This is a genomic window from Scandinavium sp. UTDF21-P1B, from assembly GCF_040750395.1.
Taxonomy (GTDB): domain Bacteria; phylum Pseudomonadota; class Gammaproteobacteria; order Enterobacterales; family Enterobacteriaceae; genus Scandinavium.
Genome location: NZ_JBFLVD010000010.1, coordinates 94,727 through 117,833, shown reverse-complemented (window position 1 = coordinate 117,833; position 23,107 = coordinate 94,727). Strand labels below are relative to the sequence as shown.

The 23,107-nt window shown below is 54.2% G+C and carries 26 protein-coding genes and 3 tRNA genes; 11 read left to right on the top strand and 18 right to left on the bottom strand.

Annotated elements, in window-relative coordinates:
- Positions 1 to 8: 8 nt before the first annotated feature.
- A complete protein-coding gene (locus AB1287_RS06205) occupies positions 9 to 650 on the bottom strand; it encodes a riboflavin synthase subunit alpha (RefSeq protein ID WP_435617253.1) in 642 nt (213 codons plus the stop codon).
- Between the two features lie 235 nt (positions 651 to 885).
- Between AB1287_RS06205 and mdtK the strand changes: the two genes are divergently transcribed.
- The 4 genes from mdtK to AB1287_RS06185 all read left to right on the top strand — a co-directional run bounded on the left by mdtK (position 886) and on the right by AB1287_RS06185 (position 2,646).
- Positions 886 to 2,259, top strand: coding sequence for an MdtK family multidrug efflux MATE transporter (gene mdtK, locus AB1287_RS06200; RefSeq protein ID WP_312629656.1), 1,374 nt, complete (start codon positions 886 to 888; stop codon positions 2,257 to 2,259).
- A 138-nt stretch (positions 2,260 to 2,397) separates the two neighbouring features.
- Positions 2,398 to 2,474 (top strand) — tRNA-Val (locus AB1287_RS06195).
- Positions 2,475 to 2,476: 2 nt separating this feature from the next.
- Positions 2,477 to 2,553, top strand: a tRNA-Val gene (locus tag AB1287_RS06190).
- A gap of 16 nt (positions 2,554 to 2,569) precedes the next feature.
- Positions 2,570 to 2,646: transfer RNA gene (locus AB1287_RS06185), tRNA-Val, on the top strand.
- A 102-nt stretch (positions 2,647 to 2,748) separates the two neighbouring features.
- On the opposite strand, the gene AB1287_RS06180 is transcribed toward AB1287_RS06185, so the two are convergent.
- From AB1287_RS06180 to AB1287_RS06155, 6 genes are all read right to left on the bottom strand, one after another.
- Entirely contained in the window at positions 2,749 to 3,357 is a 609-nt protein-coding gene (locus AB1287_RS06180) for a LuxR C-terminal-related transcriptional regulator (protein WP_435617252.1), read from the bottom strand.
- Positions 3,344 to 4,003, bottom strand: coding sequence for a helix-turn-helix transcriptional regulator (locus AB1287_RS06175; protein ID WP_312625705.1), 660 nt, complete (start codon positions 4,001 to 4,003; stop codon positions 3,344 to 3,346). Before AB1287_RS06175 ends, AB1287_RS06180 begins: the two co-directional genes overlap by 14 nt.
- Positions 4,004 to 4,203: 200 nt before the next feature.
- The gene (gene pgeF, locus AB1287_RS06170; protein WP_435617251.1) at positions 4,204 to 4,926 is read right to left on the bottom strand and encodes a peptidoglycan editing factor PgeF; all 723 of its coding nucleotides are present in this window, start codon (positions 4,924 to 4,926) and stop codon (positions 4,204 to 4,206) included.
- Between the two features lie 88 nt (positions 4,927 to 5,014).
- Entirely contained in the window at positions 5,015 to 5,737 is a 723-nt protein-coding gene (locus tag AB1287_RS06165; RefSeq protein ID WP_435617300.1) for an amino acid ABC transporter ATP-binding protein, read from the bottom strand.
- On the bottom strand, positions 5,724 to 6,488 hold the full coding sequence (locus AB1287_RS06160; protein ID WP_312625709.1) for an amino acid ABC transporter permease: 765 nt from the start codon (positions 6,486 to 6,488) through the stop codon (positions 5,724 to 5,726). The genes AB1287_RS06165 and AB1287_RS06160 overlap by 14 nt, the downstream gene beginning before the upstream one ends.
- A 62-nt stretch (positions 6,489 to 6,550) precedes the next feature.
- Positions 6,551 to 7,318 carry a basic amino acid ABC transporter substrate-binding protein gene (locus AB1287_RS06155; protein ID WP_312625711.1) on the bottom strand — a complete coding sequence of 256 codons (768 nt, stop codon included), beginning with the start codon at positions 7,316 to 7,318 and terminating at the stop codon, positions 6,551 to 6,553.
- A gap of 232 nt (positions 7,319 to 7,550) precedes the next feature.
- Between AB1287_RS06155 and AB1287_RS06150 the strand changes: the two genes are divergently transcribed.
- The 3 genes from AB1287_RS06150 to AB1287_RS06140 are packed head-to-tail and all read left to right on the top strand — an operon-like array spanning position 7,551 to position 10,358.
- Positions 7,551 to 8,615, top strand: a complete 1,065-nt coding sequence (locus AB1287_RS06150) for an ABC transporter substrate-binding protein (RefSeq protein ID WP_312625712.1) — start codon at positions 7,551 to 7,553, stop codon at positions 8,613 to 8,615.
- Entirely contained in the window at positions 8,605 to 9,609 is a 1,005-nt protein-coding gene (locus AB1287_RS06145) for a FecCD family ABC transporter permease (RefSeq protein WP_435617250.1), read from the top strand. Before AB1287_RS06150 ends, AB1287_RS06145 begins: the two co-directional genes overlap by 11 nt.
- Positions 9,609 to 10,358 carry an ABC transporter ATP-binding protein gene (locus AB1287_RS06140; RefSeq protein ID WP_435617299.1) on the top strand — a complete coding sequence of 250 codons (750 nt, stop codon included), beginning with the start codon at positions 9,609 to 9,611 and terminating at the stop codon, positions 10,356 to 10,358. Before AB1287_RS06145 ends, AB1287_RS06140 begins: the two co-directional genes overlap by 1 nt.
- On the opposite strand, the gene AB1287_RS06135 is transcribed toward AB1287_RS06140, so the two are convergent.
- Positions 10,338 to 11,063 carry a substrate-binding domain-containing protein gene (locus AB1287_RS06135; protein ID WP_435617249.1) on the bottom strand — a complete coding sequence of 242 codons (726 nt, stop codon included), beginning with the start codon at positions 11,061 to 11,063 and terminating at the stop codon, positions 10,338 to 10,340. The genes AB1287_RS06140 and AB1287_RS06135 overlap by 21 nt on opposite strands.
- Positions 11,064 to 11,219: 156 nt before the next feature.
- Positions 11,220 to 11,609, bottom strand: a complete 390-nt coding sequence (locus tag AB1287_RS06130; protein WP_312625715.1) for a nuclear transport factor 2 family protein — start codon at positions 11,607 to 11,609, stop codon at positions 11,220 to 11,222.
- 103 nt (positions 11,610 to 11,712) lie between these two features.
- On the opposite strand from AB1287_RS06130, the gene AB1287_RS06125 reads away from it, so the two are divergent.
- Positions 11,713 to 12,471, top strand: a complete 759-nt coding sequence (locus tag AB1287_RS06125) for an AraC family transcriptional regulator (RefSeq protein ID WP_435617248.1) — start codon at positions 11,713 to 11,715, stop codon at positions 12,469 to 12,471.
- Here AB1287_RS06125 and fumD read toward each other — a convergent pair.
- A complete protein-coding gene (gene fumD, locus AB1287_RS06120; RefSeq protein WP_312625718.1) occupies positions 12,434 to 12,646 on the bottom strand; it encodes a fumarate hydratase FumD in 213 nt (70 codons plus the stop codon). The genes AB1287_RS06125 and fumD overlap by 38 nt on opposite strands.
- Positions 12,647 to 12,825: 179 nt before the next feature.
- On the opposite strand from fumD, the gene ynhH reads away from it, so the two are divergent.
- The 3 genes from ynhH (at position 12,826) to lpp (ending at position 15,021) form a co-directional block, all read left to right on the top strand.
- Positions 12,826 to 13,056: a protein YnhH gene (gene ynhH, locus AB1287_RS22460; protein ID WP_436799822.1), complete on the top strand. Its 231-nt coding sequence runs from the start codon at positions 12,826 to 12,828 to the stop codon at positions 13,054 to 13,056.
- A gap of 7 nt (positions 13,057 to 13,063) precedes the next feature.
- The gene (gene pykF / locus AB1287_RS06115; protein ID WP_312625719.1) at positions 13,064 to 14,476 is read left to right on the top strand and encodes a pyruvate kinase PykF; all 1,413 of its coding nucleotides are present in this window, start codon (positions 13,064 to 13,066) and stop codon (positions 14,474 to 14,476) included.
- Between the two features lie 308 nt (positions 14,477 to 14,784).
- Positions 14,785 to 15,021, top strand: a complete 237-nt coding sequence (gene lpp, locus AB1287_RS06110) for a murein lipoprotein Lpp (RefSeq protein ID WP_003029373.1) — start codon at positions 14,785 to 14,787, stop codon at positions 15,019 to 15,021.
- 99 nt (positions 15,022 to 15,120) lie between these two features.
- On the opposite strand, the gene ldtE is transcribed toward lpp, so the two are convergent.
- The 8 genes from ldtE to lpxP form a co-directional block, all read right to left on the bottom strand.
- A complete protein-coding gene (ldtE, locus tag AB1287_RS06105; RefSeq protein ID WP_312625720.1) occupies positions 15,121 to 16,125 on the bottom strand; it encodes a L,D-transpeptidase LdtE in 1,005 nt (334 codons plus the stop codon).
- 102 nt (positions 16,126 to 16,227) lie between these two features.
- Complete coding sequence (gene sufE, locus AB1287_RS06100; protein WP_435617247.1) at positions 16,228 to 16,644, bottom strand: cysteine desulfuration protein SufE; 417 nt, start codon at positions 16,642 to 16,644, stop codon at positions 16,228 to 16,230.
- Between the two features lie 12 nt (positions 16,645 to 16,656).
- Positions 16,657 to 17,877, bottom strand: a complete 1,221-nt coding sequence (gene sufS / locus AB1287_RS06095) for a cysteine desulfurase SufS (protein ID WP_435617246.1) — start codon at positions 17,875 to 17,877, stop codon at positions 16,657 to 16,659.
- Positions 17,874 to 19,145: a Fe-S cluster assembly protein SufD gene (sufD, locus tag AB1287_RS06090; protein WP_435617245.1), complete on the bottom strand. Its 1,272-nt coding sequence runs from the start codon at positions 19,143 to 19,145 to the stop codon at positions 17,874 to 17,876. Before sufD ends, sufS begins: the two co-directional genes overlap by 4 nt.
- Positions 19,120 to 19,866, bottom strand: coding sequence for a Fe-S cluster assembly ATPase SufC (gene sufC / locus AB1287_RS06085; protein WP_312625724.1), 747 nt, complete (start codon positions 19,864 to 19,866; stop codon positions 19,120 to 19,122). Before sufC ends, sufD begins: the two co-directional genes overlap by 26 nt.
- A 16-nt stretch (positions 19,867 to 19,882) precedes the next feature.
- Positions 19,883 to 21,370 (bottom strand): Fe-S cluster assembly protein SufB, encoded by a 1,488-nt coding sequence (gene sufB / locus AB1287_RS06080; protein WP_435617244.1) that lies wholly within the window; start codon positions 21,368 to 21,370, stop codon positions 19,883 to 19,885.
- Between the two features lie 2 nt (positions 21,371 to 21,372).
- Positions 21,373 to 21,747, bottom strand: coding sequence for a Fe-S cluster assembly scaffold SufA (gene sufA / locus AB1287_RS06075; RefSeq protein WP_312625727.1), 375 nt, complete (start codon positions 21,745 to 21,747; stop codon positions 21,373 to 21,375).
- A 333-nt stretch (positions 21,748 to 22,080) separates the two neighbouring features.
- Positions 22,081 to 22,995 (bottom strand): kdo(2)-lipid IV(A) palmitoleoyltransferase, encoded by a 915-nt coding sequence (lpxP, locus tag AB1287_RS06070; protein WP_312625728.1) that lies wholly within the window; start codon positions 22,993 to 22,995, stop codon positions 22,081 to 22,083.
- Between the last annotated feature and the right edge of the window lie 112 nt (positions 22,996 to 23,107).

Sequence of the window (23,107 nt, the reverse complement as noted above, 5' to 3'; positions counted from 1 at the left end):
TTCTTTTATTATTCTGCGCTGACTGCTGGTTTCGCTGCGGCCTCTTTCGCCGCCAGCACCCGTTCAACCGTATCGACGACCGCCTGAGTTTGCGGGTCAATCTCAATATTGACCTTCTCGCCCAGCTTCTTCTTGCCAAGCGTTGTGCGTTGAAGCGTTTCCGGGATCAGGTGAACGCAGAAGCGTGTGGATGTCACTTCACCCACCGTCAGGCTGATGCCATCGATACCAATAAACCCTTTATAGAGAATATATTTCATCAGAGACGAGTCCTGAACCTTAAACCAGATCTGACGGTTATTCTCAGAGGTCAGGATTTTTGCCACGTCCGCGGTCGTCATGATGTGGCCGGACATTAAATGACCGCCGATTTCATCATTAAAGCGTGCGGCGCGCTCCACGTTCACCACATCGCCCTCTTTGAGCTCGCCAAGATTGGTAATGCGCAGCGTCTCTTTCATCAGGTCAAAGCTGATTCGATCACCGTTGATTTCGGTAACCGTCAGGCAGCAGCCGTTGTGGGCAATGGACGCGCCAGTTTCAATGCCATCAAGCATATGTGCTGGCATTTCAACGATATGGGTACGAAAATTTGGTTTTTCATCGATGGACACCACTTTCGCTGTGCCCTGAACGATACCAGTAAACATGCCTTAAGCTCCTGTATCTACGAGGACGGAAATCATCACCGCCTTTTATATCCCGCACAATAACAGTTGCATTTCGGCCTTGCCAGTCAGAGGGCACTTACTGCCATTTTTTGACTGGCTTAATGGCTATGAGTCGCTACAATATATTCGAAAATTCCCCTGCTCTTTCTTCTTGCTGCCAGTTACGGCGGCTTTTTTAGTCTCTTCAACAATAACAATATAAAAAGGTACTCACGTGCAAAAGTACGTCACTGAAGCGCGCCAGCTTCTCGCGCTGGCAATACCGGTCATCCTTGCCCAGGTCGCTCAGACCGCAATGGGCTTCGTCGATACGGTCATGGCGGGTGGCTACAGTGCTACCGATATGGCCGCCGTCGCCATCGGCACCTCTATCTGGCTGCCAGCCATTCTGTTTGGTCACGGCCTGCTGCTGGCGTTGACGCCCGTCATTGCGCAACTGAACGGTTCCGGCCGCCGCGATCGTATCGGCTATCAGGTTCGTCAGGGGTTCTGGCTGGCCGGTTTCGTCAGCGTACTGGTCATGATCGTGCTATGGAATGCTGGTTACATCATTCATGCCATGCATAACATCGATCCTGAACTGGCGAATAAAGCCGTTGGCTACCTGCGTGCGTTGTTGTGGGGCGTGCCGGGCTATCTGTTCTTCCAGGTTTGCCGTAACCAGTGCGAAGGACTGGCGAAAACAAAACCGGGCATGGTGATGGGTTTTATTGGCCTGCTGGTGAACATCCCGGTGAACTATATCTTTATTTACGGTCATTTCGGCATGCCCGAACTCGGCGGCGTCGGCTGCGGCGTGGCGACGGCTTCCGTTTACTGGGTGATGTTCTTTGCGATGGTGTCGTACGTGAAGCGCGCGCGATCTATGCGCGATATCCGCACTCACGAAGGCTTCGGTAAACCAGATTATGCGATAATGAAACGTCTGGTGCAGCTCGGCCTGCCTATCGCGCTGGCGCTGTTTTTCGAGGTGACGCTGTTTGCCGTGGTCGCGCTTCTGGTCTCACCTTTGGGTATTATCGACGTTGCGGGGCACCAGATCGCCCTCAACTTCAGCTCGCTAATGTTCGTTCTGCCGATGTCGTTGGCCGCCGCCGTAACCATCCGTGTTGGCTTTCGTCTCGGTCAGGGTTCAACGCTTGATGCACAAACCGCCGCCCGTACCGGGCTTGGCGTTGGCGTCTGCATGGCTGTCATCACTGCGATCTTCACGGTGACGCTGCGCGAACATATCGCCCTGCTCTACAACGATAATCCTGAAGTTGTTACCCTGGCCTCTCAACTGATGCTGCTGGCGGCGGTGTATCAGATTTCAGACTCCATCCAGGTCATTGGCAGTGGGATCCTGCGCGGCTACAAAGACACACGCTCGATCTTCTTCATTACTTTCACTGCTTATTGGGTACTCGGCCTGCCGAGCGGCTATGTGCTGGCGCTGACGGATATCGTCGTGCCCCGGCTGGGCCCTGCCGGTTTCTGGATGGGCTTTATTATCGGCCTGACCTCAGCGGCTGTGTTAATGATGCTGCGGATGCGCTTCCTCCAGCGCCAGCCTTCGGCAATCATTCTGGCGCGCGCCGCACGCTAATCCTCTCTCAGCCGCCTCACGGCGGCTGCTTTCTCGACAGTTTGCGCACTGTTTCCGCAATCGCGTGAAATCAGAAAGAAAAGTGGCAATTGCCTCTTGCCACTTCCCCTCCCTGCCGCTAATATTCGTCCCCGTTGTGCGTCCGTAGCTCAGTTGGTTAGAGCACCACCTTGACATGGTGGGGGTCGGTGGTTCGAGTCCACTCGGACGCACCATTGCGTTCATAGCTCAGTTGGTTAGAGCACCACCTTGACATGGTGGGGGTCGTTGGTTCGAGTCCAATTGAACGCACCATTGCTTTTCTCTATGTGCGTCCGTAGCTCAGTTGGTTAGAGCACCACCTTGACATGGTGGGGGTCGGTGGTTCGAGTCCACTCGGACGCACCATTCTGTATGACATCTCTTCTCTCCCTGGATTTTTGTCCTTCCAGTTCCGTTTGCTCCTGATCTAACGCCAATAAAAACTTCGCAGTGTTGACGATTTAAGTCTTATGCCGCTTCCTCGGACAGACGCCGTAATTTTTGCCTGAGCGCCAGGTCGTTTCTGACGCCGAACTTGCGCATAATATTGCGCTTGTGGCTGCTGATAGTCTTCTGACTACGGAACAGAGCCTGGGATATTTCCACCCCATTTTTCCCTTCGCGGATATAGTCGAGGATCTTGCTTTCCGTCTCGGTCAGAGCCACCGTGCTTGCAGGCGCAGGCGCCAGGCGCGAAATTTCGCGAATAAGCGGGCTCAGGAAGCGCTTATTTCGTGCGCTGGCCTCCACAATCTCGCGGAAATTACAGTGGTATTCATCCACACAGAGAACCGAACAGCGGCTTGTCTGGAGCAGCGTTTTTATCATCCGGCGCTGTGACGCATGCACCAACGCCAGTACTCGCGTGCCTGAAAGGTGAACAGACTCCGGGACCCCCTCTTGTTCAGTGGTCAAATCCAGCAGATAAAGATTTGGCTTTGAGTCGCTCTCCACCGCTTTGCTGGTCATTGAAAACGTCCAGCCGGGGTTAGTCCGTGCCAGCTGCATAAAGCCCTGCTCAAGGCCCATATACCAAAGAGAGGGTTGAGAAAGGGATAAAATATTATAATGCGCCATAATGTTCTTCTGCCTGATACAATGAAGATAGTTGCACAATCTCAGTCAGCATTTCCAGCCATTGAGCGTGAGTGTCGATATTTAATGCCTCACAGATATTATGCTTCCACGAAAAAATCGTTTTGTAGCTACATTGACGGGAATCGGCCATTTCTTTAGACGACAGTCCGGCGGCAAATTGCAGCAAAATCTCAAGTTCGGTGAGCGTAATACGGCGGGAGCGAGCAGGCGACTCAGCATTTCTGCTCAACAAAGGATTTACGCCATCAATAGCGTTGAGCATCGGTATAAGTTCATCAACAACATTTTCTTCCGACAGCACCTTTACCGCATGTAAAGCGCGTAACACTCTGAACATCCACGGATATCCGGCAGGAACCCAGAGGACGGTTTTTATTTTTAATGATTTAGCATTGCGGATAAACCGCAGCAGATCGGGTAAAGCAGGCCCCGCACCAGCAACGCCCGCGAGTATTATTTTGCTATTTGCCTTATCGCCACAGACATTTTCCATTAAATAAGCCAGCGTCTGCGATGAATGAAAGTTGCAGCGTTGCTGCTCGAGAACGCTGCTGATAACGGAACGCAGCAACATACGTGGCTCAAAGAGATAGAGCGTGGGCCGAATTTTTCTTCCTTGATTCATACATTCCATGTTCAGAAAATGATTACCGCACACAGAATAATATAAACAGCGTCATTTAAAACAGATGAAATAGTCTAATATCGGGCTCGAAAATTCTGAAAAACAAATCCTGAGAAATATTGTCGTTAAATTTTAATTAATTAGCAGAGTGGTATCAGGCTTCTTCTCAAGCTGAAACAGGGCCGCTGCTCTGCCTGCAATTAGCCAATACGCTCAATCCATGAGATCTGCTGCGTTTTGGTTGCAGGTTGATGAGTCCGCCGCCGGTAGGAACCCAGTATCTCAGGATGACAATAAGTACAGGCTGCCAGACAATCGATATGTTTTCTGCTTATGCCAGCATCCAGCAACTGCAGCTGGCAAAATGCCAATAAGTCAAACCACAGGCTGCTCTCTTCACGTGCTGCCGGGCTGTTCGGATTGGGGGTTTTCGGCCATGAGGAGAATAATTGCTCAGCATAGTCACGCACCAGATAGCCCGCCGGCGTTTCCAGCAACGTCTGACGAAACGCGCCAGAGACTTCATAACAACAGGCACGAATATGTGGCCCGGTGGCCACTAAAATATCTTCAGCAGCAACGCCATGGGCACTGAATCGCCTGACGCTTTCCTGCAAAATGCCTTGCGCTGCCCCGCGCCATCCGGCATGCAGCCCGGCAATCCAACGCCCGTCCCGGGACGCCATCAGCACGGGTATACAGTCGGCAGTCACGATACCGATCGACTGGCCAGTGAGGGAAGTCAGTACTCCGTCCACCTGCGGTCTTTGTGCAGGCGTTTCAGGCAAATGAAGAATATCAGCCCCGTGAACCTGTTTGATATCCACCAGTCGGGATTTGTCGAAAACGGCAGATTCGTGAACGTCGAGGAAGGCATGGCGAATGCCGGGGATGTCCGCCAGTAAGCGTGAGAACCAGGCCATAAAGATCAATTTGCTGAGAGGTGAGCGTTAAAGCGTAATCCAGCGATGCCATTCCGACAAGTCAGCTGGCATCGCTGGACACGTTTACTTACAGTACCTTACTGAGGAAAGCCGCCGTACGTGGGTTTTGCGGCGCGCTGAAAATCCGTTCTGGCGTACCCTGCTCCTGAATAATGCCCTGGTCAATAAAAATCACCCTGTCAGCCACTTCCCGGGCAAACCCCATCTCGTGGGTCACGATGACCATCGTCATCCCTTCCCTGGCCAAATTCTTCATCACTTCAAGTACATCGCCCACCAGTTCAGGGTCGAGCGCGGAAGTCGGCTCATCAAAGAGCATGATTGAGGGTCGCATCGCCAGCGCGCGGGCAATTGCCACCCGCTGCTGCTGCCCGCCTGAAAGGCTCGATGGCCAGGCATCGCGTTTATCGCTGAGTCCGACCTTTGCCAGCAGCTCTTCGGCAAAGATAATCGCATCATTGCGCGTCATGCCGCGCAGCAACATCGGCGCCATCAGCAGATTTTCCAGCACCGTCATGTGCGGGAACAGGTTAAAACGCTGGAAGACCATGCCCACGCTTTCACGCAGCTTATTGAGATCGGTGCTCTTATCGTGCACGGCAAAACCGTTCACCACCACTTCGCCTTCCGTTACGCTTTCCAGCGCGTTCATGCAGCGAAGAAATGTGCTTTTCCCGGAGCCGGACGGGCCTATCACGCAGACCACTTCCTGCGGTTGAATCTCGCAGTCGATGCCGCGGAGCACGTGGCTGTCACCGAAATGCTTATGCAGATTTTTAATGTGAATCACTTTTGCCAAACCTCTTTTCCAGACGGTTAACCAGCTGCGCCAGCACGAACGTTATGACCCAGTACACCAGGGAAATGGTCAGGTAGGGTTCCCAGTAGGTGGCATAGGCCCCCGACACCGTACGCGCGGCGTAGGCCAGATCGGCAAGCCCTATCGCCGAAGCCAGCGAGGAATCTTTGACGATGGCAATTGCGTTATTACCCAGCGGCGGCAGGATGCGGCGGAAAGCCTGCGGGAGGATCACCTTGCGCATGGTTTTCCACCACGGCATACCGAGCGCGCGTGAGGCTTCCATCTGTCCTTTATCGATCGACTGGATGCCCGCACGGAAAATTTCGGAAACATAAGCGCCCGCATTGAGCGTAATGGCGACGATACATGACAAAAATGCGCCGTAGTTCGAGCGCAGCTCGCGGGCAAAATCGCTGCTCATCACGCCGCTTGTCACCAGTAACCCATCACGCGGGTTGATGAACAACGGCACCAGCGCAAAGTGCACCACCATGATCTGCACAAACAGCGGCGTGCCACGAAATGCGCTGACGTAAAAGCGCACCGGAAACTGCACCAGGTAGCGAAGCACATATTTCCACGGTCCATGCTCTGCTTTCGCCATTCGCCCAAGCCCGAGCGTCAGCCCCCACAGCGTGCCGAGGATCACGCAGATAATGGTGCATTTGAGGGTCATTATCGCGCCATCCACGAACAGCGGGCCATACTCCTCAATAATTTCCCAACGGAATCCCGTCATAGTTTATCCCTGAAAAAAACGGCGACCGTCCACAGAGGCGATCGCCGTAACATTACGAATGATTACTGCGCCGGTAACGCAGGTACGTCGGCATCAAACCAGGTCTGATAGATTTTCGCGTAGGTGCCGTCGGCAACGATTTTCTTCAGCCCGGCGTTCAGCTTGTTGAGCAGCTCAGCGTTGCCTTTAGCCACTGCGATACCAAAATACTGGCGCTCGAATTTAGCGTCCGGCACCAGTTTGAACTGTTTCTCCGGGTGCTGTTTGATGTAGTACTTCACCACGCCGACGTCGCCCACCGCGGCGCTCACGCCGTCTTCAAACAGCTCCTGCAACATCAGCGGCGTATTGTCGAAGCGTTTGATGGCGGTACTGTTTTTGCCGAGCACGTCAGATACCACGATATCGCCGGTGCTGGAATTCACGACGCCGACTTTCTGATCTTTCAGGTCTGCCAGCGAGCCCACTTTCGAATCCTTTGGCACCACAATGGACTGTTCTGCCGGGAAGTACGGTGCCGAGAAATCGACCATCTGCTTACGCTTGTCGGTGATGGTAATACCAGAAATGATGATGTCGCGATCGCCGGAGTTCAGGGTCGCGAAAATCCCCTCCCACGGCGTATTGACCAGTTTGATATCGAAATTTTCGGCTTTCGCGATAGCCTTAATCAGATCGATATCAAAACCTTCCAGCTGCTTCTGATTATTTTCAAACTCAAACGGGCGATAGGTTCCGCCCGCGCCCACTACATAGGTTTCTGCTGCCGCGTGTGCGCTGACCGCGAGGGCCGCCGTGAGGCAGCAGGCTTTCATCCATTTACCGATCATATCATTACCTTTTTATGCATTTAATTTGCATAAAAATACATAAGTTATTGGCCTTATGCAACATGCGCAGCGGGTAATAACGCCGGGTAATTATGGTTCAGCTTTTTCTGCCATCACCGACAAATCGTTATGTTCTGTTGATCCAGAAGGGGTATTCGGCCCGAAAGGTTTGCACTCCGCATCGCTATATAATTTAATGCATAGCGATTATTTCCCTTCTCAGAGCACATTTATGTCCAGACTACACCGCCTTTCTCTTTGTACTGCCCTTGCCTTTGGCACGCTATTCACCGTCAATGTGGCGCACGCCGATCGCACCGTTACCGACCAGCTGGGTCGCCAGGTCACGCTGCCCGATCATGTCAATCGCGTGGTGGTGCTTCAGCATCAGACGCTGAACCTTCTGGTGCAGCTCAATGCTCAGGATGACGTGGTTGGCGTACTGAGCAGTTGGAAGAAACAGCTTGGCCCGCAGTTCGCCCGCTTTATGCCGAAGATAGCTACCCTGCCGATGCCCGGCGATCTGACCCAGGCCAATATCGAGAGCCTGCTGGCGCTGCATCCGCAGGTAGTTTTTGTCGCAAACTACGCCCCGACAGAAATGATTCAGCAGATTCAGAATGCCGGTATTCCGGTGGTGGCCGTTTCTCTGCGTGAAGACGCTGCTGGCGAAAAGAACAAAATGAACCCGACGATGGCGAACGAAGAGCAGGCCTACAACGACGGACTGAAACAGGGGATTCGCCTGATCGGTGACGTGGTGGAACGTCCAAAAGAAGCCGAACAGCTGATTAACTACACCTTCACCGCGCGGGCAAAAGCCAATGCCCCGGTGGCAGATATTCCGCAGGATAAAAAAGTCCGCGTCTATATGGCGAACCCGGACCTTAACACCTACGGCTCCGGAAAATATACCGGCCTGATGATGGAGCACGCCGGAGCGCTGAACGTCGCGGCAGCCACGGTGAAAGGCGCGCGCCAGGTTTCACTGGAGCAGGTTTTGCAGTGGAATCCTCAGGTGATTTTCGTACAGGACCGCTATCCGCAGGTAGTGAAGCAGATTGAAAGCGATCCACAGTGGCAGGCCATTGATGCCGTCAAAAATCATCGTGTCTGGCTTATGCCGGAATACGCCAAAGCGTGGGGCTATCCAATGCCCGAAGCGCTGGCGATTGGCGAACTGTGGATGGCGAAAAAGCTCTATCCGGAACGCTACAACACCGTCGATGTGGATAAACAGGCACAGGATTACTATCAGCGCTTTTATCGCGTGAACTGGAAAGCGGATGCTCAGTGAAGCCCGCTTTCGCGGCCTGCAATCTGCGCTGATCCTCCTCACGCTGCTGCTGGCATTGATTTCCCTCTGTCTCGGTCAGTATCACCTGCCGTTGAGCAAAGTGATTTCACGCCTGCTTCATTCCCAGCAACAACCGGACATCGCCAGTCAGATCGTCTGGTCGGTACGTCTGCCGCGTGTAGTGATGGCATTTATGTGCGGCGCCGCGCTGGGGCTCAGTGGCGCCACTTTGCAGGGCGTGTTTCGCAATCCGCTGGTTGATCCGCACATTATCGGCGTGACGTCCGGAGCCGCTTTCGGCGGCACGCTGGCGATCCTTCTGGGGCTGAGCCCCTTGCTGATGATGGGCTCTACCTTTGGTTTCGGCCTCACGGCGCTCGGGCTGGTGTATCTGATAGCCACGCTCCAGGGGCGTGAAAGCACGCTGGTGCTGATCCTCTCCGGCATTATTCTCAGCGGTTTTTTCGCCGCGCTGGTGAGCCTGATGCAGTACATGGCGGATACCGAAGAAGTCCTGCCAAATATCGTCTTCTGGCTGCTCGGCAGCTTCGCGACCGCCAACTGGCATAAAATCTCACTGATCGTGGCACCGGTCCTGCTCACCGGTGGCGTTTTGTTCGCCCTGCGCTGGCGCATCAATCTGCTGTCGCTGGATGAGAAGGATGCCCGCGCGCTTGGCGTGTCGGTCAGGCCATTACGGCGGGTCGTGCTGATTTGCTGCGCGTTGCTGGTCGCCGCTCAGGTCGCCGTCAGCGGCAGCATTGCCTGGACCGGGCTGGTGATCCCGCATCTGGCGCGATTATTCGTGGGGGCCGATCATCGTCGCCTGCTGCCGACCGCCTTCTGGCTCGGCGGCGCGTTTATGGTGGCGGCAGACGACCTGGCCCGCACGCTGACCGCCGCAGAAATCCCGATCGGCATCATCACCGCACTGGTTGGCGCGCCGGTGTTCACCTTTTTGCTCATCTACAGCAACCGCAGGAGTGCACGATGATCGCCGCCTCTTTATCCGTCAGCGAACTGCTGTACGGCCACGGCAGCCCGCTATTTTCACCGCTGAGTTTTACCTGCCAGCCCGGAGATATCTGGGCCGTGCTTGGTGCTAACGGGCGCGGGAAAAGCACGTTGCTGGAGACGTTTACCGGGGCTCTGCCCGCGCTGGGTGGCAATCTGACGGTGGAAGGTGGAGTGAGCATCGTCCCGCAGTCGTTCCATCCGGCCTTTGCCTGGCAGGTTCAGGATATCGTACTGATGGGCCGCGCCCGTCACGTTGGGCTCTTTTCTCAGCCAACGGTGGAAGATAAACGGCAGGTCATGTTTGCCCTGGAACAGCTCAGTATCGGTTCACTGGCGGGCAGGACGTTTGGTGCACTCTCCGGCGGCCAGCAGCAGCTGGTGATGATCGCCCGCGCACTGGTCAGCGGCAGTCAGAATATTTTGCTCGATGAGCCCTGCTCCGCGCTCGATCTGTCAAACCAGCAGGTGGTGTTGCAGCTCATCAGCCATCTGGCGCATCGCCAGCAGCGCAGCGTCATTTTCACCACTCACGATCCGACGCATGCATTGCAGGTAGCAAGCCATACTCTGCTGCTATTGCCAGACGGCGAATGGCTGGCCGGGGAAACGGCGGAAATCGTAACGGAAAAACATCTGCTGGACGCCTACGGCGTACCGGTTCGCACCCTGACGCTGGAGGATTATCCGCGCCAGGTGGTAGCACCTTTATTCGCCATCGAGCGTTAGAAAACCTGCCTCACGCAAAAATGCCTGTCCGTCAGGGCCGACGATGAACTGCGCCAATGGTTCAGCGTCCGCATTCATCAGCGCCAGCTGGTACTCGCAGCGCGTCTGGAATTCGTCCGGGATCGCGAGGATACGCAGATCGTCAGTTTTTTCCAGCGCCTGCGCATAATGCGCGTAGCCGATAAACAGATCGGTGAGGTTTTGACGAATCAGCCACGCGCTGGCCATTTCGCCTGTCGGAACAGTAAGGGATTCCCTCCCGCCAACCAGCATTTTCGCCCTGGCTTTTAGCGTCAGCGACGGGTAACGAGCTTCAAGCCGCGTGAACAACTGCCAGGTGTAATCCCCGGACGGATCGCTACCGGGCGTTGAGGTGCCCAGACGCAACGCCGTGTTCGTCAGCAGCGCCAGCCAGTCGGCATTTTCGGTCTGTGTCGTTTTTCGTGCCGTCAGATTGAGGCGATTGAACGCAAACGTCTCTACCGCCTGCGCTCTTCCGCTGTTTAGCAGCGTTTGCGGATGCAGTGTATTAGCCGATGCAAATAAATCGCAGCGCTCTCCGGCCTCTATGCGTTCACGCAGCAGACCTGCCGGGCCAAAATCAACCCTGGCGGGGATACCGGTTGATGCGCTGAACTGCTGACATAAAGGAATAAACGCCCGCTTCAGGCTTCCGGCGGCAAGAATATGCAGTGGCATGCTCATATGAAAACCTCAAATCCATCAAAGGCGTATCTTAACTCCCGCAGCCGGGAATGCCAGCCTTACCCGGCGTTACACCTCAATGGCCTCAGCTTTTACCCCGTCTCCAACTCATTGGCAATCCGCAACGGGTGGCGCACCAAAGCGGGATTGTCTGATCTAGCGTCGGCTCCCTAAATCCCGGTCTTCTTTCGCGCCGCTGAGCGGCCAGGTCAGCTCCTGACAGCGGACGATCATTCCCTCGCAGAGGGTGAAGCGTGCAAATACATCTATTACCGCCTCACTTCTGTCGGGTTTGACAACGCTCACCCGATGATGGGTCAACACTTCATTGCCGTTTTCGGCAATGGCCTGTATGTCAATATGGATGCGGCTTGTCGCCGCTTTCACCACCGCCATATGCTGCACAAATCCGGCATAGTCCAGCATTTTCCCATCAACCCACTGCGCATAATGGGGCGAAAAGTAGTCTGCAATCCGGGATTCATCATGCTCTGGTTGGCAAACTATTTGCAGCAGGGCCTGTTCAATACGCTGTGTTGCCGTCATCTTAGGTCTCCGGGTTTTCCGTGTTTGATGAAAACAAGGATACTGCGCTCTGTGGCAGGTATAATATCCACATTCAGCCATTCAATACGGATAATCAGCCATTGTGATCCGCTTTCATACCCAGCCGCTTCAGCATCAGCACGCGCACAACACGCCCTGGCATCAGCATCCTGAAGCTCAGCTTTATGTGGTTGAACAGGGAATGATTCTTGTGGAAACGCGTGAGCAACAATGGGCGGTAATGCCCGGCACGCTGGGCTGGTTTCCGCCGGGTACAGACCATGCTGCTCGCGTACCGTCGTCGGTTAAAGGGATGAACTTTTATCTTGATGGCGCAAATTTTCCTGCCACTGCCGCAGTTTTCGCAGCAAACGATTTCCTGAGGGCCCTGCTTTTGCGACTGGCTTCGCCTGCTCCTGCGCAGCCTGAAAACTATCATTCGCACCTGATGACGCTGCTGTTCGATGAGCTTGCGCTGACGCCCACTTTACCGCTGCATCTGCCGCTCCCGACGGACAGGCGGTTGCGTAACATTGCAGATACGCTATTCAACCCCGAAGGCTGTCGCCTTTCTCAGCCCGAACTGGCGCAGCAATGGGGGATTAGCCCTCGCACGCTCAGCCGTCTTTTCTCGCAGGAAACAGGGATGCGCTTCAGCCAATGGCGGCAGCAGTCCCGGCTGATTACGTCACTTTCTCTGTTGGATAAAGGTCTTCCCGTAGGTGAAGTGGCCTGGCGCTGTGGTTATGATAATACCAGCGCTTTTATTGCGGCATTCCGACTGCGCTTTGGGGTGACGCCCGGCCGCATGCAGGAAAGAACGTTTACTGACCCGCCAACGCGGCTATCACTCGCTCCATAGCTTCGCGAGTCAGCTCAGCGCGTTTGATTTTCTGATTGGCAAGCGAGGTACGCAGCACGCCGGCGATCACGATATGCTTTGGCTCCTGACCAAGATCGCGCATTTCGAGGACGACTTTCCCCACCACGCGGCACATCTCCTGGTACAGCGCTTCATCTTTACTTTGATTGCCCATTTCCCGCTCCTGATAACGCATTAATTTTCAAATCATTAGAGATAATAGCGCGAATCGGTGCCCTTTTCGCGCCGGATTCTGTTACAACGAAAAGATCAAAGCGTAGGGATTTTGTTAAGCGCTATCGTCTTGTTCTGAAACGGCGTTTTCATTTTCTTTTTTACCCGTAACCTCGTATAATGCGCCCCGATTCTTTCTTGAATGGTTTCAGCGCATTGGACTGCATAAAAAACAACCCAAAATGTCATCCTTCCCACGTAGCTGTAAACCAGGCTCACTTTCCTCTGCACGCTTTTTTGATGTCACCTATTCTTAACTCGTGGCATAGCAACTTTCGTAACACAGGCTTGACGTCGTGGCAGTGCGCCCACGAACACAGATTCCCCTATCCTTCTCAACTTAAAGACTAAGACTGTCATGAAAAAGACCAAAATTGTTTGCACCATCGGTCCAAAAACCGAATCCGAAGAGATGCTGACCAAAATGCTGGACGCTGGCATGAACGTTATGCGTCTGAACTTCTCTCACGGTGACTACGCCGAACACGGCCAGCGTATCCAGAACCTGCGCAACGTGATGAGCAAAACCGGCAAGAAAGCCGCTATCCTGCTGGACACCAAAGGTCCGGAAATTCGTACTATTAAGCTGGAAGGCGGCAACGACGTCTCCCTGAAAGCAGGTCAGACCTTCACTTTCACCACGGACAAAACCGTTGTCGGCAACAGCGAAACCGTTGCTGTGACCTACGAAGGCTTCACCAGCGATCTGAGCGTCGGCAACACCATTCTGGTTGACGACGGCCTGATCGGCATGGAAGTAACCGCCATCGAAGGCAATAAAGTTATCTGTAAAGTGCTGAACAACGGCGACCTGGGCGAAAACAAAGGCGTTAACCTGCCGGGCGTGTCCATCGCGCTGCCAGCACTGGCTGAGAAAGACAAACAGGATCTGATCTTCGGCTGCGAGCAAGGCGTTGACTTCGTTGCTGCTTCCTTCATCCGTAAGCGTTCCGACGTGCTGGAAATTCGTGAGCACCTGAAAGCACACGGCGGCGAGCACATCCAGATCATCTCCAAAATCGAAAACCAGGAAGGCCTGAACAACTTCGACGAAATCCTCGAAGCGTCTGACGGCATTATGGTTGCTCGTGGCGACATGGGCGTTGAAATCCCGGTTGAAGAAGTTATCTTCGCGCAGAAGATGATCATCGAAAAATGTATCCGCGCACGTAAGGTCGTTATCACCGCGACTCAGATGCTGGATTCCATGATCAAAAACCCACGTCCAACCCGCGCAGAAGCCGGTGACGTAGCGAACGCCATCCTTGACGGCACCGATGCTGTGATGCTTTCCGGCGAATCCGCAAAAGGTAAATACCCGCTGGAAGCCGTTACCATCATGGCAACCATCTGTGAGCGTACTGACCGCGTGATGACCAGCCGTCTGGACTTCAACAACGACAGCCGCAAGCTGCGCATCACCGAAGCCGTGTGCCGTGGTGCAGTAGAAACAGCTGAGAAACTGGAAGCTCCGCTGATCGTCGTGGCGACTCAGGGTGGTAAATCTGCTCGCGCTATCCGTAAATACTTCCCGGACGCGACCATTCTGGCGCTGACCACCAATGAACTGACCGCCCGTCAGCTGGTACTGTCTAAAGGCGTTACCGCGCAGCTGGTGAAAGAGATCTCCTCTACCGATGATTTCTACCGTCTGGGCAAAGAAGTTGCTGTGCAGAGTGGCCTGGCGCAGAAAGGTGACGTGGTAGTGATGGTTTCCGGTGCTCTGGTACCAAGCGGTACCACCAACACAGCATCTGTTCACGTCCTGTAATTATTTCACTTAAGTTCAGATATGTTAAAAAAGCGCCTTCGTGGCGCTTTTTTTATTCTTGTTTGCCGTGAGTCGTTTTAAAAATCAAATCGGAATTCACTATTTAACTTAAGATTATTTAAGATGAATCCGATTAAACTGCGCTGTTTTCACAGCATTTTTGCCCCTTCAGGCCCACTTCGATGCTTCTTTGAGCGAACGATCAAAAATAAGCGTCTTCTCATCAAAAAAATATTCTCAACATAAAAAAGTTTGTGTAATACTTGTAACGCTACATGGAGATTAACTCAATCTAGAGGGTATTAATAATGAATCGTACTAAACTGGTACTGGGCGCGGTAATCTTGGGTTCTACTCTGCTGGCAGGTTGCTCCAGCAATGCTAAAATCGATCAGCTGTCTTCTGACGTTCAGACTCTGAACGCTAAAGTTGACCAGCTGAGCAACGACGTGAACGCAATGCGTTCCGACGTTCAGGCTGCTAAAGACGACGCAGCACGCGCTAACCAGCGCCTGGACAACGCTGCTACCAAATACCGTAAGTAATAGTATTTGTAGCTGTGTTGTAAAAATGGCGCACATTGTGCGCCATTTTTTTGCCTGTTATTCCCTTCTCTGTTTATTCTCTACTGCGTTACTTATTCTCTACTGCGTTACCTGAGTTTCCGTCGCCGATGAAGGCGTTCCGTTCAATACGGACTGCACCGGATTCGCACCGCTGACGTCAGGCGTCGCTCCGGCAGAAACTGCTACCGGAACCCCCATACGCCGATGCATCGCTTTTTCCGCTACAGCCTTATCCGTGCCTTTATCATTAGCAAACTGCGCATAGCCTTCCGGCAGGACGTAAGCAATGGTCTGCGGATTCTGCGTTTCACTTTGGGTCATCGGACGATGCACTTCCATGTAGCGCATGCCGTTCGGTTCGATTGAGTATTTCACCGGCTGATTGATAACCCTGACTGGCGTACCGACACGTACCTGCGCAAACAGCGCTTTGATATCATCGGTAAACATCCGCATACAGCCAGAGCTTACCCGCAGGCCGACGCTGTTCTGCGCGTTAGTGCCGTGAATAAGATACTCACCGTTGCCGTAGGCTAAACGCAGCGCAAAGCGGCCAAGCGGGTTATTCGGCCCGGCCGGGACCACGGGCGGCAGCGTAATGCCTTTTTCCAGCGAGCGTTGACGAATCCCCGCGGTTGGCGTCCAGGTCGGATTCGGGATTTTCTGGCCCACACGGGTCGTCATCTCAGGCGTTTCAAGACCCAGCTGCCCGATGCCTAACGGATAGACCTGCACCGTATTGCCATCCGGTGGGAAATAGTAAAGCCGCAGCTCAGCCAGGTTCACCACAATCCCTTCCCGCGGCACGTCCGGCAGCAGGAGCTGAAGCGGAATCAGCATTTGCGTTCCCGGCTGTGGTACAGGTGCAACGGTATTATTGGCTTCAAGCAGGATCATCGCCGCCGTGTCAAAACGCCGGGCGATAGTTTGCAGGCTGTTATCCCCCGCCTGCACCGTATAGGTCTGATTCTGCCCCACCAGACGGCTACCGTTTGCCGGTAAGGTATATTCGACCGCTCTGGCGGCCTGAGACGCGCCGAGAGCACCTAAAAGCATAAGAGTGAGTAAGGACGCGCGTTTCATACTGAGTTTCCCTTTTATTCACTGACAGGCCGTCAGAAAGCTGAGCCACCCGCGAGGCGGAAACACCACCTCGCGTAACAGAATGAAAGCTGTACTTTTAGTTTAGCTAAAACTGAGCGCCTGCGCGCGAATTGCGCGGATCATGGCTTCGAGCCCCTGCGAACGCGAGGGCGTGAGGTGTTGGGTGAGCGCCATTTGTTCAAACCAGGGACGCACATCAAAGGCAATAATGTCCTGAGCCGTCATCTGGTCATAAAGAATAAACACGACAGCAATCAGCCCCTTAACGATAGCGGCGTCGCTGTCACCCTGCAGTTCAATACGCCCTTCCGCGTTGCGCGTCATCACTATCCAGACCTGACTCTGGCAGCCCTGAATCAGGTTGTCAGGCGTATGGGCTTCATCGTTAAGCGGTGGTAAGCGCTGACCAAGCTCAATAATGTAGAGATATTTTTCTTCCCAGTTAGCGCAGCGCGTGAAGTTGCGCAACAGCTTGTCTTTATCCGGTAATGCGGCCATGGAGCCTCCCTGTCAGCCCAGCAAACGGTGAATGCGTTTTAATCCTGCCACCAGACGATCCACCTCTTCAACGGTGTTGTACATTGCCAGCGAAGCACGACACATCGCCGGAACGTTATAATACGCCATCAACGGCATTGCGCAGTGATGCCCGGTGCGGACCGCCACGCCATAGTTATCGAGGAAACTGCCGACGTCGTAGGCATGGTGCTTTCCGAGATTAAACGCGATAACGCCGAGCCTGTTCGCAGGACCATAGAGCGTCAGATCCGGCACGGTCGCCAGCTCAACCAGCGCGTAGTGCATCAGGGTTTGCTCGTATTCAGCGATGCTCTCAAGCCCAAGGTGGGAGACATAGTCCAGCGCTGCACCAAATGCGATTATTCCCCCCGTATTCGGCGTGCCCGCCTCAAAGCGCCAGGGAGCCTTAGCCCAGGTGGTTCCCTCGGTCAGGCTGACGGTAGCGATCATCGAACCGCCGCCTTCCCACGGCGGCATATCCTGCAAAATGTCTTCTTTGGTATACAGCACGCCAATGCCCGTCGGACCATATAGCTTATGCGCTGAGAAAACGTAGAAATCACAGTCCAGCGCCTGCACGTCTACGGTGTGATGCATCACCGCCTGCGCGCCATCCACCAGCACTTTCGCGCCGTGCTGATGTGCCAGTTCGATCAGCGCCTGCACCGGGTTTTCCGTACCCAGTACGTTCGATACCTGAGTGATTGCGAGAAGCTTAGTCCGGGCGTCAAACAGGCCCGGTACGGCATCCAGCTGCAATGTGCCATCCGCATTCAGCGGAATCACCCGCAGCTCGGCTCCGGTGCGCTGGCACAGCATTTGCCACGGTACGATGTTGGCGTGATGCTCCATCTGGCTGATGACGATGTTATCGCCCTTGCCGACGTTGCTGCCGCCCCAGCTGTTCGCCACCAGGTTAATGCCTTCGGTGGTGCCCCGCACAAACACCAGCTCTTCAGCTGAACGGGCATTGAGGAAAGTGGCCGCCTGCTGGCGCACCTGCTCCATTCGCGCTGTCGCTTCAGCGCTTAAAGTGTGGATCCCCCGATGCACCGCCGCATAACCGTGGCGATAAAATTCCGCTTCCGCATCAATTACCGCATTGGGCTTTTGCGCGCTGGCCGCACTGTCGAGATAGGCCAGAGGCTGGCCGTTGACCTCACGGGCAAGCAGCGGAAAATCTGCGCGCACCCGATCAATTGAAAATGTCATACCCCGCCTCCCGGTAGACGCTGGCCGATGCGCGCCAGTATTTCATGCCTGAGGATTTCATCGTCGATAGCTTCCGTCAGCTCCGCAGCAAAGGCGTAGATGATCATCTGCTGCGCGGCCTGCTGCGAAATCCCGCGCGAACGCAGATAAAACAGCTGTTCGTCGTCGATACGACCAATCGTCGCGCCATGGCTGCACTTCACGTCATCGGCATAGATTTCGAGCTGCGGTTTGGTATCCACTTCCGCCAGCCGCCCGAGCAGCAGGTTGTTATTAGTCATCTGCCCGTCGGTTTTAATGGCGTGCTGAGCCACGTTAATTAGCCCGTTGAACACAGCCCGGCCTTTATCGCTGACGATGGTTTTATGCAGCTGGCGGCTGTTGCAGAAGCCTTTGTTATGCTCGAGCCAGGTGCGGGTGTCACACACTTCCGTTTTCACCGGCATCGCCAGGCTGTTGATGCGAAGCGTGGTGTTTTCACCCTTCAGCTGCGTGCTGGTATTGTGGCGCAACACCGCACCGCCCAGCAGGAAACTGTGGCTAACGGCGCTGGCATCCTGGCCCAGCTGAATATCGTTGTGCGCAAAGTGGTAGCAGACAGGATTCTCAAACGCGAGCTTAATATGGTGGAGATGCGCATTGTCCGCCACCTGCATCGTCAACCGCGAGCCGGTAAAGTGCCGTGCGTCGTTCAGGCTGACGTAATGCTCAATCACCGTCGCTTCCGCACCCTGCGCCAGCTCCAGATGATGCCGGTAGTGCGAGGTATTCATCTCCTCACCCGCCACGCCCTGAGTCAGGTGCATCAGCAGCAACGGCTTCGTCGGCCGCTGGTTTCGCGCCACCTGAATATGCGTCACCGTTTGAGCCAGGCTTTCGGTAAGATGCAGGAACACTTCAGGCTGAACGGGTGCTGGCAGCGCTTCGCGCACATTGTCGACAACAATCCGGAAACCGGTGCCGTCCAGACTGTCGCTCAGCGCTTCGCTGTATTGTCCATTGACGAACACCAGCCGCAGCGCCGCAACGGGCAGCGCCAGCGCATCACGCTGCGCTTCGTTGATCGTCGCTTCAGAGTTAACAAACTGGCTGTTCAGCAGGCCGTCGAGCGGCGTGTACTTCCAGTTTTCCTGCTTGCGCGTCGGCAGTCCAAGCCGCAGCATCTGTTGCAGATGCTGCTCCGAATGCGGCGTGCGCGCCTCGCCACGGGCTTCAAAAAGATGATGCCACTGCTGTAGCGCGTTACTGCTGTTCGGTAAGCCAGCCATAGCCCTGCTCCTCCAGCTGTTTCACCAGCGTAAAATCGCCGGACTTCACAATTCGCCCCTGATACAGCACATGGACAAAGTCCGGCTTGATGTAGTCCAGGATACGCTGGTAGTGGGTGACGATAATAAACGCCCGCTTGCCATCGCGCAGCGCGTTCACGCCGTCGGAGACGATTTTCAGGGCGTCGATATCAAGACCGGAATCCGATTCATCAAGAATGCACAGCTCTGGCTCCAGCACCGCCATCTGGAGAATATCGTTCCGCTTCTTCTCGCCGCCGGAGAAGCCAACGTTGACCGAACGGGTCAGCAAATCTTCCGGCATCTTCAGCAGTTTAATTTTCTCTTCCATCAGATCCTGAAAATCAAAACGGTCGAGCGTTTCCTGGCCACGATATTCACGCACGGCGTTGAGCGCCGTTTGCAGGAAAAACTGGTTACTGACGCCCGGAATTTCCACCGGATACTGGAACGCCATAAAAATACCTTCGCCCGCACGATCTTCCGGCGCCAGCTCGAGCAAATCTTTGCCCTTAAACGCCACTGACCCACCGGTGACTTCATAATCTTCGCGCCCGGCAAGCGTCGCGGAAAGCGTACTCTTCCCGGAGCCGTTCGGCCCCATAATGGCATGCACTTCACCCGGGCGAATCTCAAGGTTCAGCCCGCGCAGGATCTCTTTGTCTTCTACCGCAACCTGCAAATCTTTAATGCTTAACATGTGTGTCCCTTAATCCTTAACCAACGCTGTGTTCGAGGCTTATCGCCAGCAGTTTTTGCGCTTCAACCGCAAACTCCAGCGGCAGTTCTGAGAAAACGTCCTTACAGAAACCGTTCACAATCATCGAGATAGCATCGTCTTCGCTGATGCCGCGCTGTAAACAGTAGAACAGCTGATCTTCCCCGATGCGCGAAGTCGTCGCCTCGTGTTCAAGCTGCGCGGTATTGTTGCGACACTCCACGTACGGGAAGGTGTGCGCCCCGCTGTCCGGGCCAATCAGCATCGAATCGCACTGGGTAAAATTACGTGCGTTGGTGGCGGTCGGCATGATTTTCACCAGGCCGCGATAGCTGTTCTGGCTGTGCCCGGCAGAGATCCCTTTGGAGATGATCGTCGATTTCGTGTTCTTACCGATGTGGATCATTTTGGTGCCGGTGTCGGCCTGCTGATGCCCGCTGGTCAGCGCGACGGAGAAGAATTCCCCGATGGAGTTATCGCCGCGCAGAATGCAGCTTGGGTATTTCCAGGTGATTGCCGATCCGGTTTCCGACTGCGTCCACGACATTTTGCTGTTCTCGCCTTCGCACAGCGCACGCTTGGTAACGAAGTTCAGGATGCCGCCGGTGTTGTTATCGCCCGGGAACCAGTTCTGCACCGTCGAATATTTCACTTCAGCATCTTTGTGGATGATCACTTCCACCACCGCAGCGTGGAGCTGGTAACTGTCTCGTACCGGGGCCGAACACCCTTCGATATAGCTGACATAGCTGCCCTCATCCGCAACCAGAATGGTGCGCTCGAACTGGCCGGTTTTTTCGGCATTAATGCGGAAGTAGGTGGAAAGCTCCATCGGGCAGCGGACGCCTTTGGGCACATAGATGAAGGTGCCGTCAGAGGCAACCGCCGCGTTCAGCGCGGCAAAGAAATTGTCGTTACCGGGGACCACGGTACCGAGGTATTTCTGCACCAGCTCAGGATGATCGTGGATGGCTTCGCCGAAGGAGCAAAAAATGATGCCCTGCTCCGCCAGCTTTTCACGGTAGGTCGTCGCGACGGATACGGAGTCAAAAATCGCATCGACCGCCACTTCGCGACCTTCGCGCACCGGCACCCCAAGCTGATTGAAGGCTTCTTCTACTTCCTGGCTCAAAAAGGCGTTCGCCCCGGTTTGCTGCACCGCGCCGGGTTCAGACGCGCAGGTCTCGTCGCAGTTTCCGCACGAAGGTGCGGAGTAATAGCTGTAATCCTGGTAGTTGAGCTTGTCGTAATGGGCCTTAAGCCAGTGCGGCTCTTCCATCTCTACCCACGCTTTATAAGCGTTCAGGCGAAATTCCAGCATCCACTCCGGCTCATTGCGCTTCGCCGAGATGGCGCGCACCACATCCTCGCTGATTCCTTTTGCCAGCTCATCGGTTTGCAGTTGGGTGAAGAACCCTTCTTTATAATTGAGCTGCCCACAGCTCCACATTTTGACATCGTCAGTTGCTTCAGTATTACGTGACATAATTACTCCGCCTGCACCCCAAAACTTTCGCCACAGCCGCACTCGTGCTGCGCTTTCGGGTTATGAAACTTAAAGATCTGATTCAGGCCTTCGCGCACATAGTCGACCTCCGTTCCGTCGATAAACGGCATCGCCTGAAGCGGCACCCACAGCTTCGCGCCGTCGGACTCAAACAGCAGATCGTCGGGTTTAGGTTCGCTCACGGTATCCAGCACGTACGCAAAGCCTGCACAGCCTGACGTTTTGACTCCGAGTCGAATCCCCAGCACGTGCTGTTTGTCTGCCAGCTCCCGAACGTGCGCCGCGGCCTCCGGCGTCATGCTGATGCCACGCCAGGCAAAATCGGCAGGATTGAAGGTTTCTGAATGCAATTCCATAGGTCCACCTTATTGAGTTAAAGCCACCAGGGCATCCCTCTATGGTAGTGATAATGATTATCACTTCAACCCCTTATCAGCAGGGGCTTTCAGCGGAAACGACCTTTTAAGGCGCTTTCACTAAGCATAGACCCTATGCGCAAGGTGAACAGTCACACCTGAAATTGTTCAATGCATTGAAAAATAGATGCTTTAGCAGAAGAAGTTCGCAGAAAAGGCGGTAAAGAAAAGATGTATCGAAAATATCTATTTATGAGATAGGATTTGCGGCGATCGGAAAAATGAAAAAGCCTCGTGGATGATTCACTCGAGGCTTTAGCGCTTTGAGTCGTATCAGTACAGCGAGGCCTGACCTGCCGGACGCGTTTTAAAGCGACGATGCACCCAGAGATACTGCTCCGGCGCGCGCAGAATCTCTTTCTCGATGACCTTATTCATGTAGCTCGCAGCCTGGAATTCATCTTCGACCGGATAGTCCGACATGGTTTTGCTGATATGCAGGCTGTAGCCCCGGTTTGAGGCTTTACGCACCATGGTAACGGTCAGCATGCGCGAACCAGACAAGCGGGAAAGCACGAAGGTACCGTTAGTGGTCGCGGCCTGAGAAACGTTGAAGAAAGGTGCGAAGGTGCTGCCTTTCGGGCCGTAATCCTGGTCTGGCGCGAACCAGACGGCTTCACCACTTTTTAACGCGCTAACCAGCCCGCGCAGGTTGCGGCGGTCGATCATCGCTTTGTTCGAACGCAGACGACCTTTGGTTTGCACCCACTCCATCATCTTGCTGTTGTGCGGTCGGTATGTCGCCATCATTGGACGGCAAAGACCCATTGCCCTGCCGCCTAGCTCCAGCGACATGAAATGTACCCCGACCACCATCACGCCTTTGTTATCTTCCAGCGCTTTGGCCAGGTGTTCATAACCTTCCACGTCAAACCATTTTTTTACCCGCGCATCGCTCCAGAACCAGGCCATCCCCGTTTCAATTAAGCCCATTCCGAGAGAAATAAAATTCTGTTCGATTAATTTCTCTTTTTCACAATCATTCATATCCGGAAAACAAAGCGTAATATTTCTTGACGCTATCTTTTCTCTTCTTTTCAGAAAAGGACGAGAGGCGCGCCCTAATGAAGAACCGAGAATATAAAGCAGAGGATAAGGGAGTTGGACCATCAGCCACAGCACGCCTAAACCAAACCAGGTCAACCAGTTACGAGGGTGCAGTAAAGATGTGTCGAAGGCTTTTGCCATCGTTGATTCCTGTGTACGTGTATACCTGTAGCGCGTAAGGAAAAAACGAAGCAATTCATCAATCATTAAGCGATACGTGGTGAAACTTCACGTGAGTTAAAAACCATTTTAA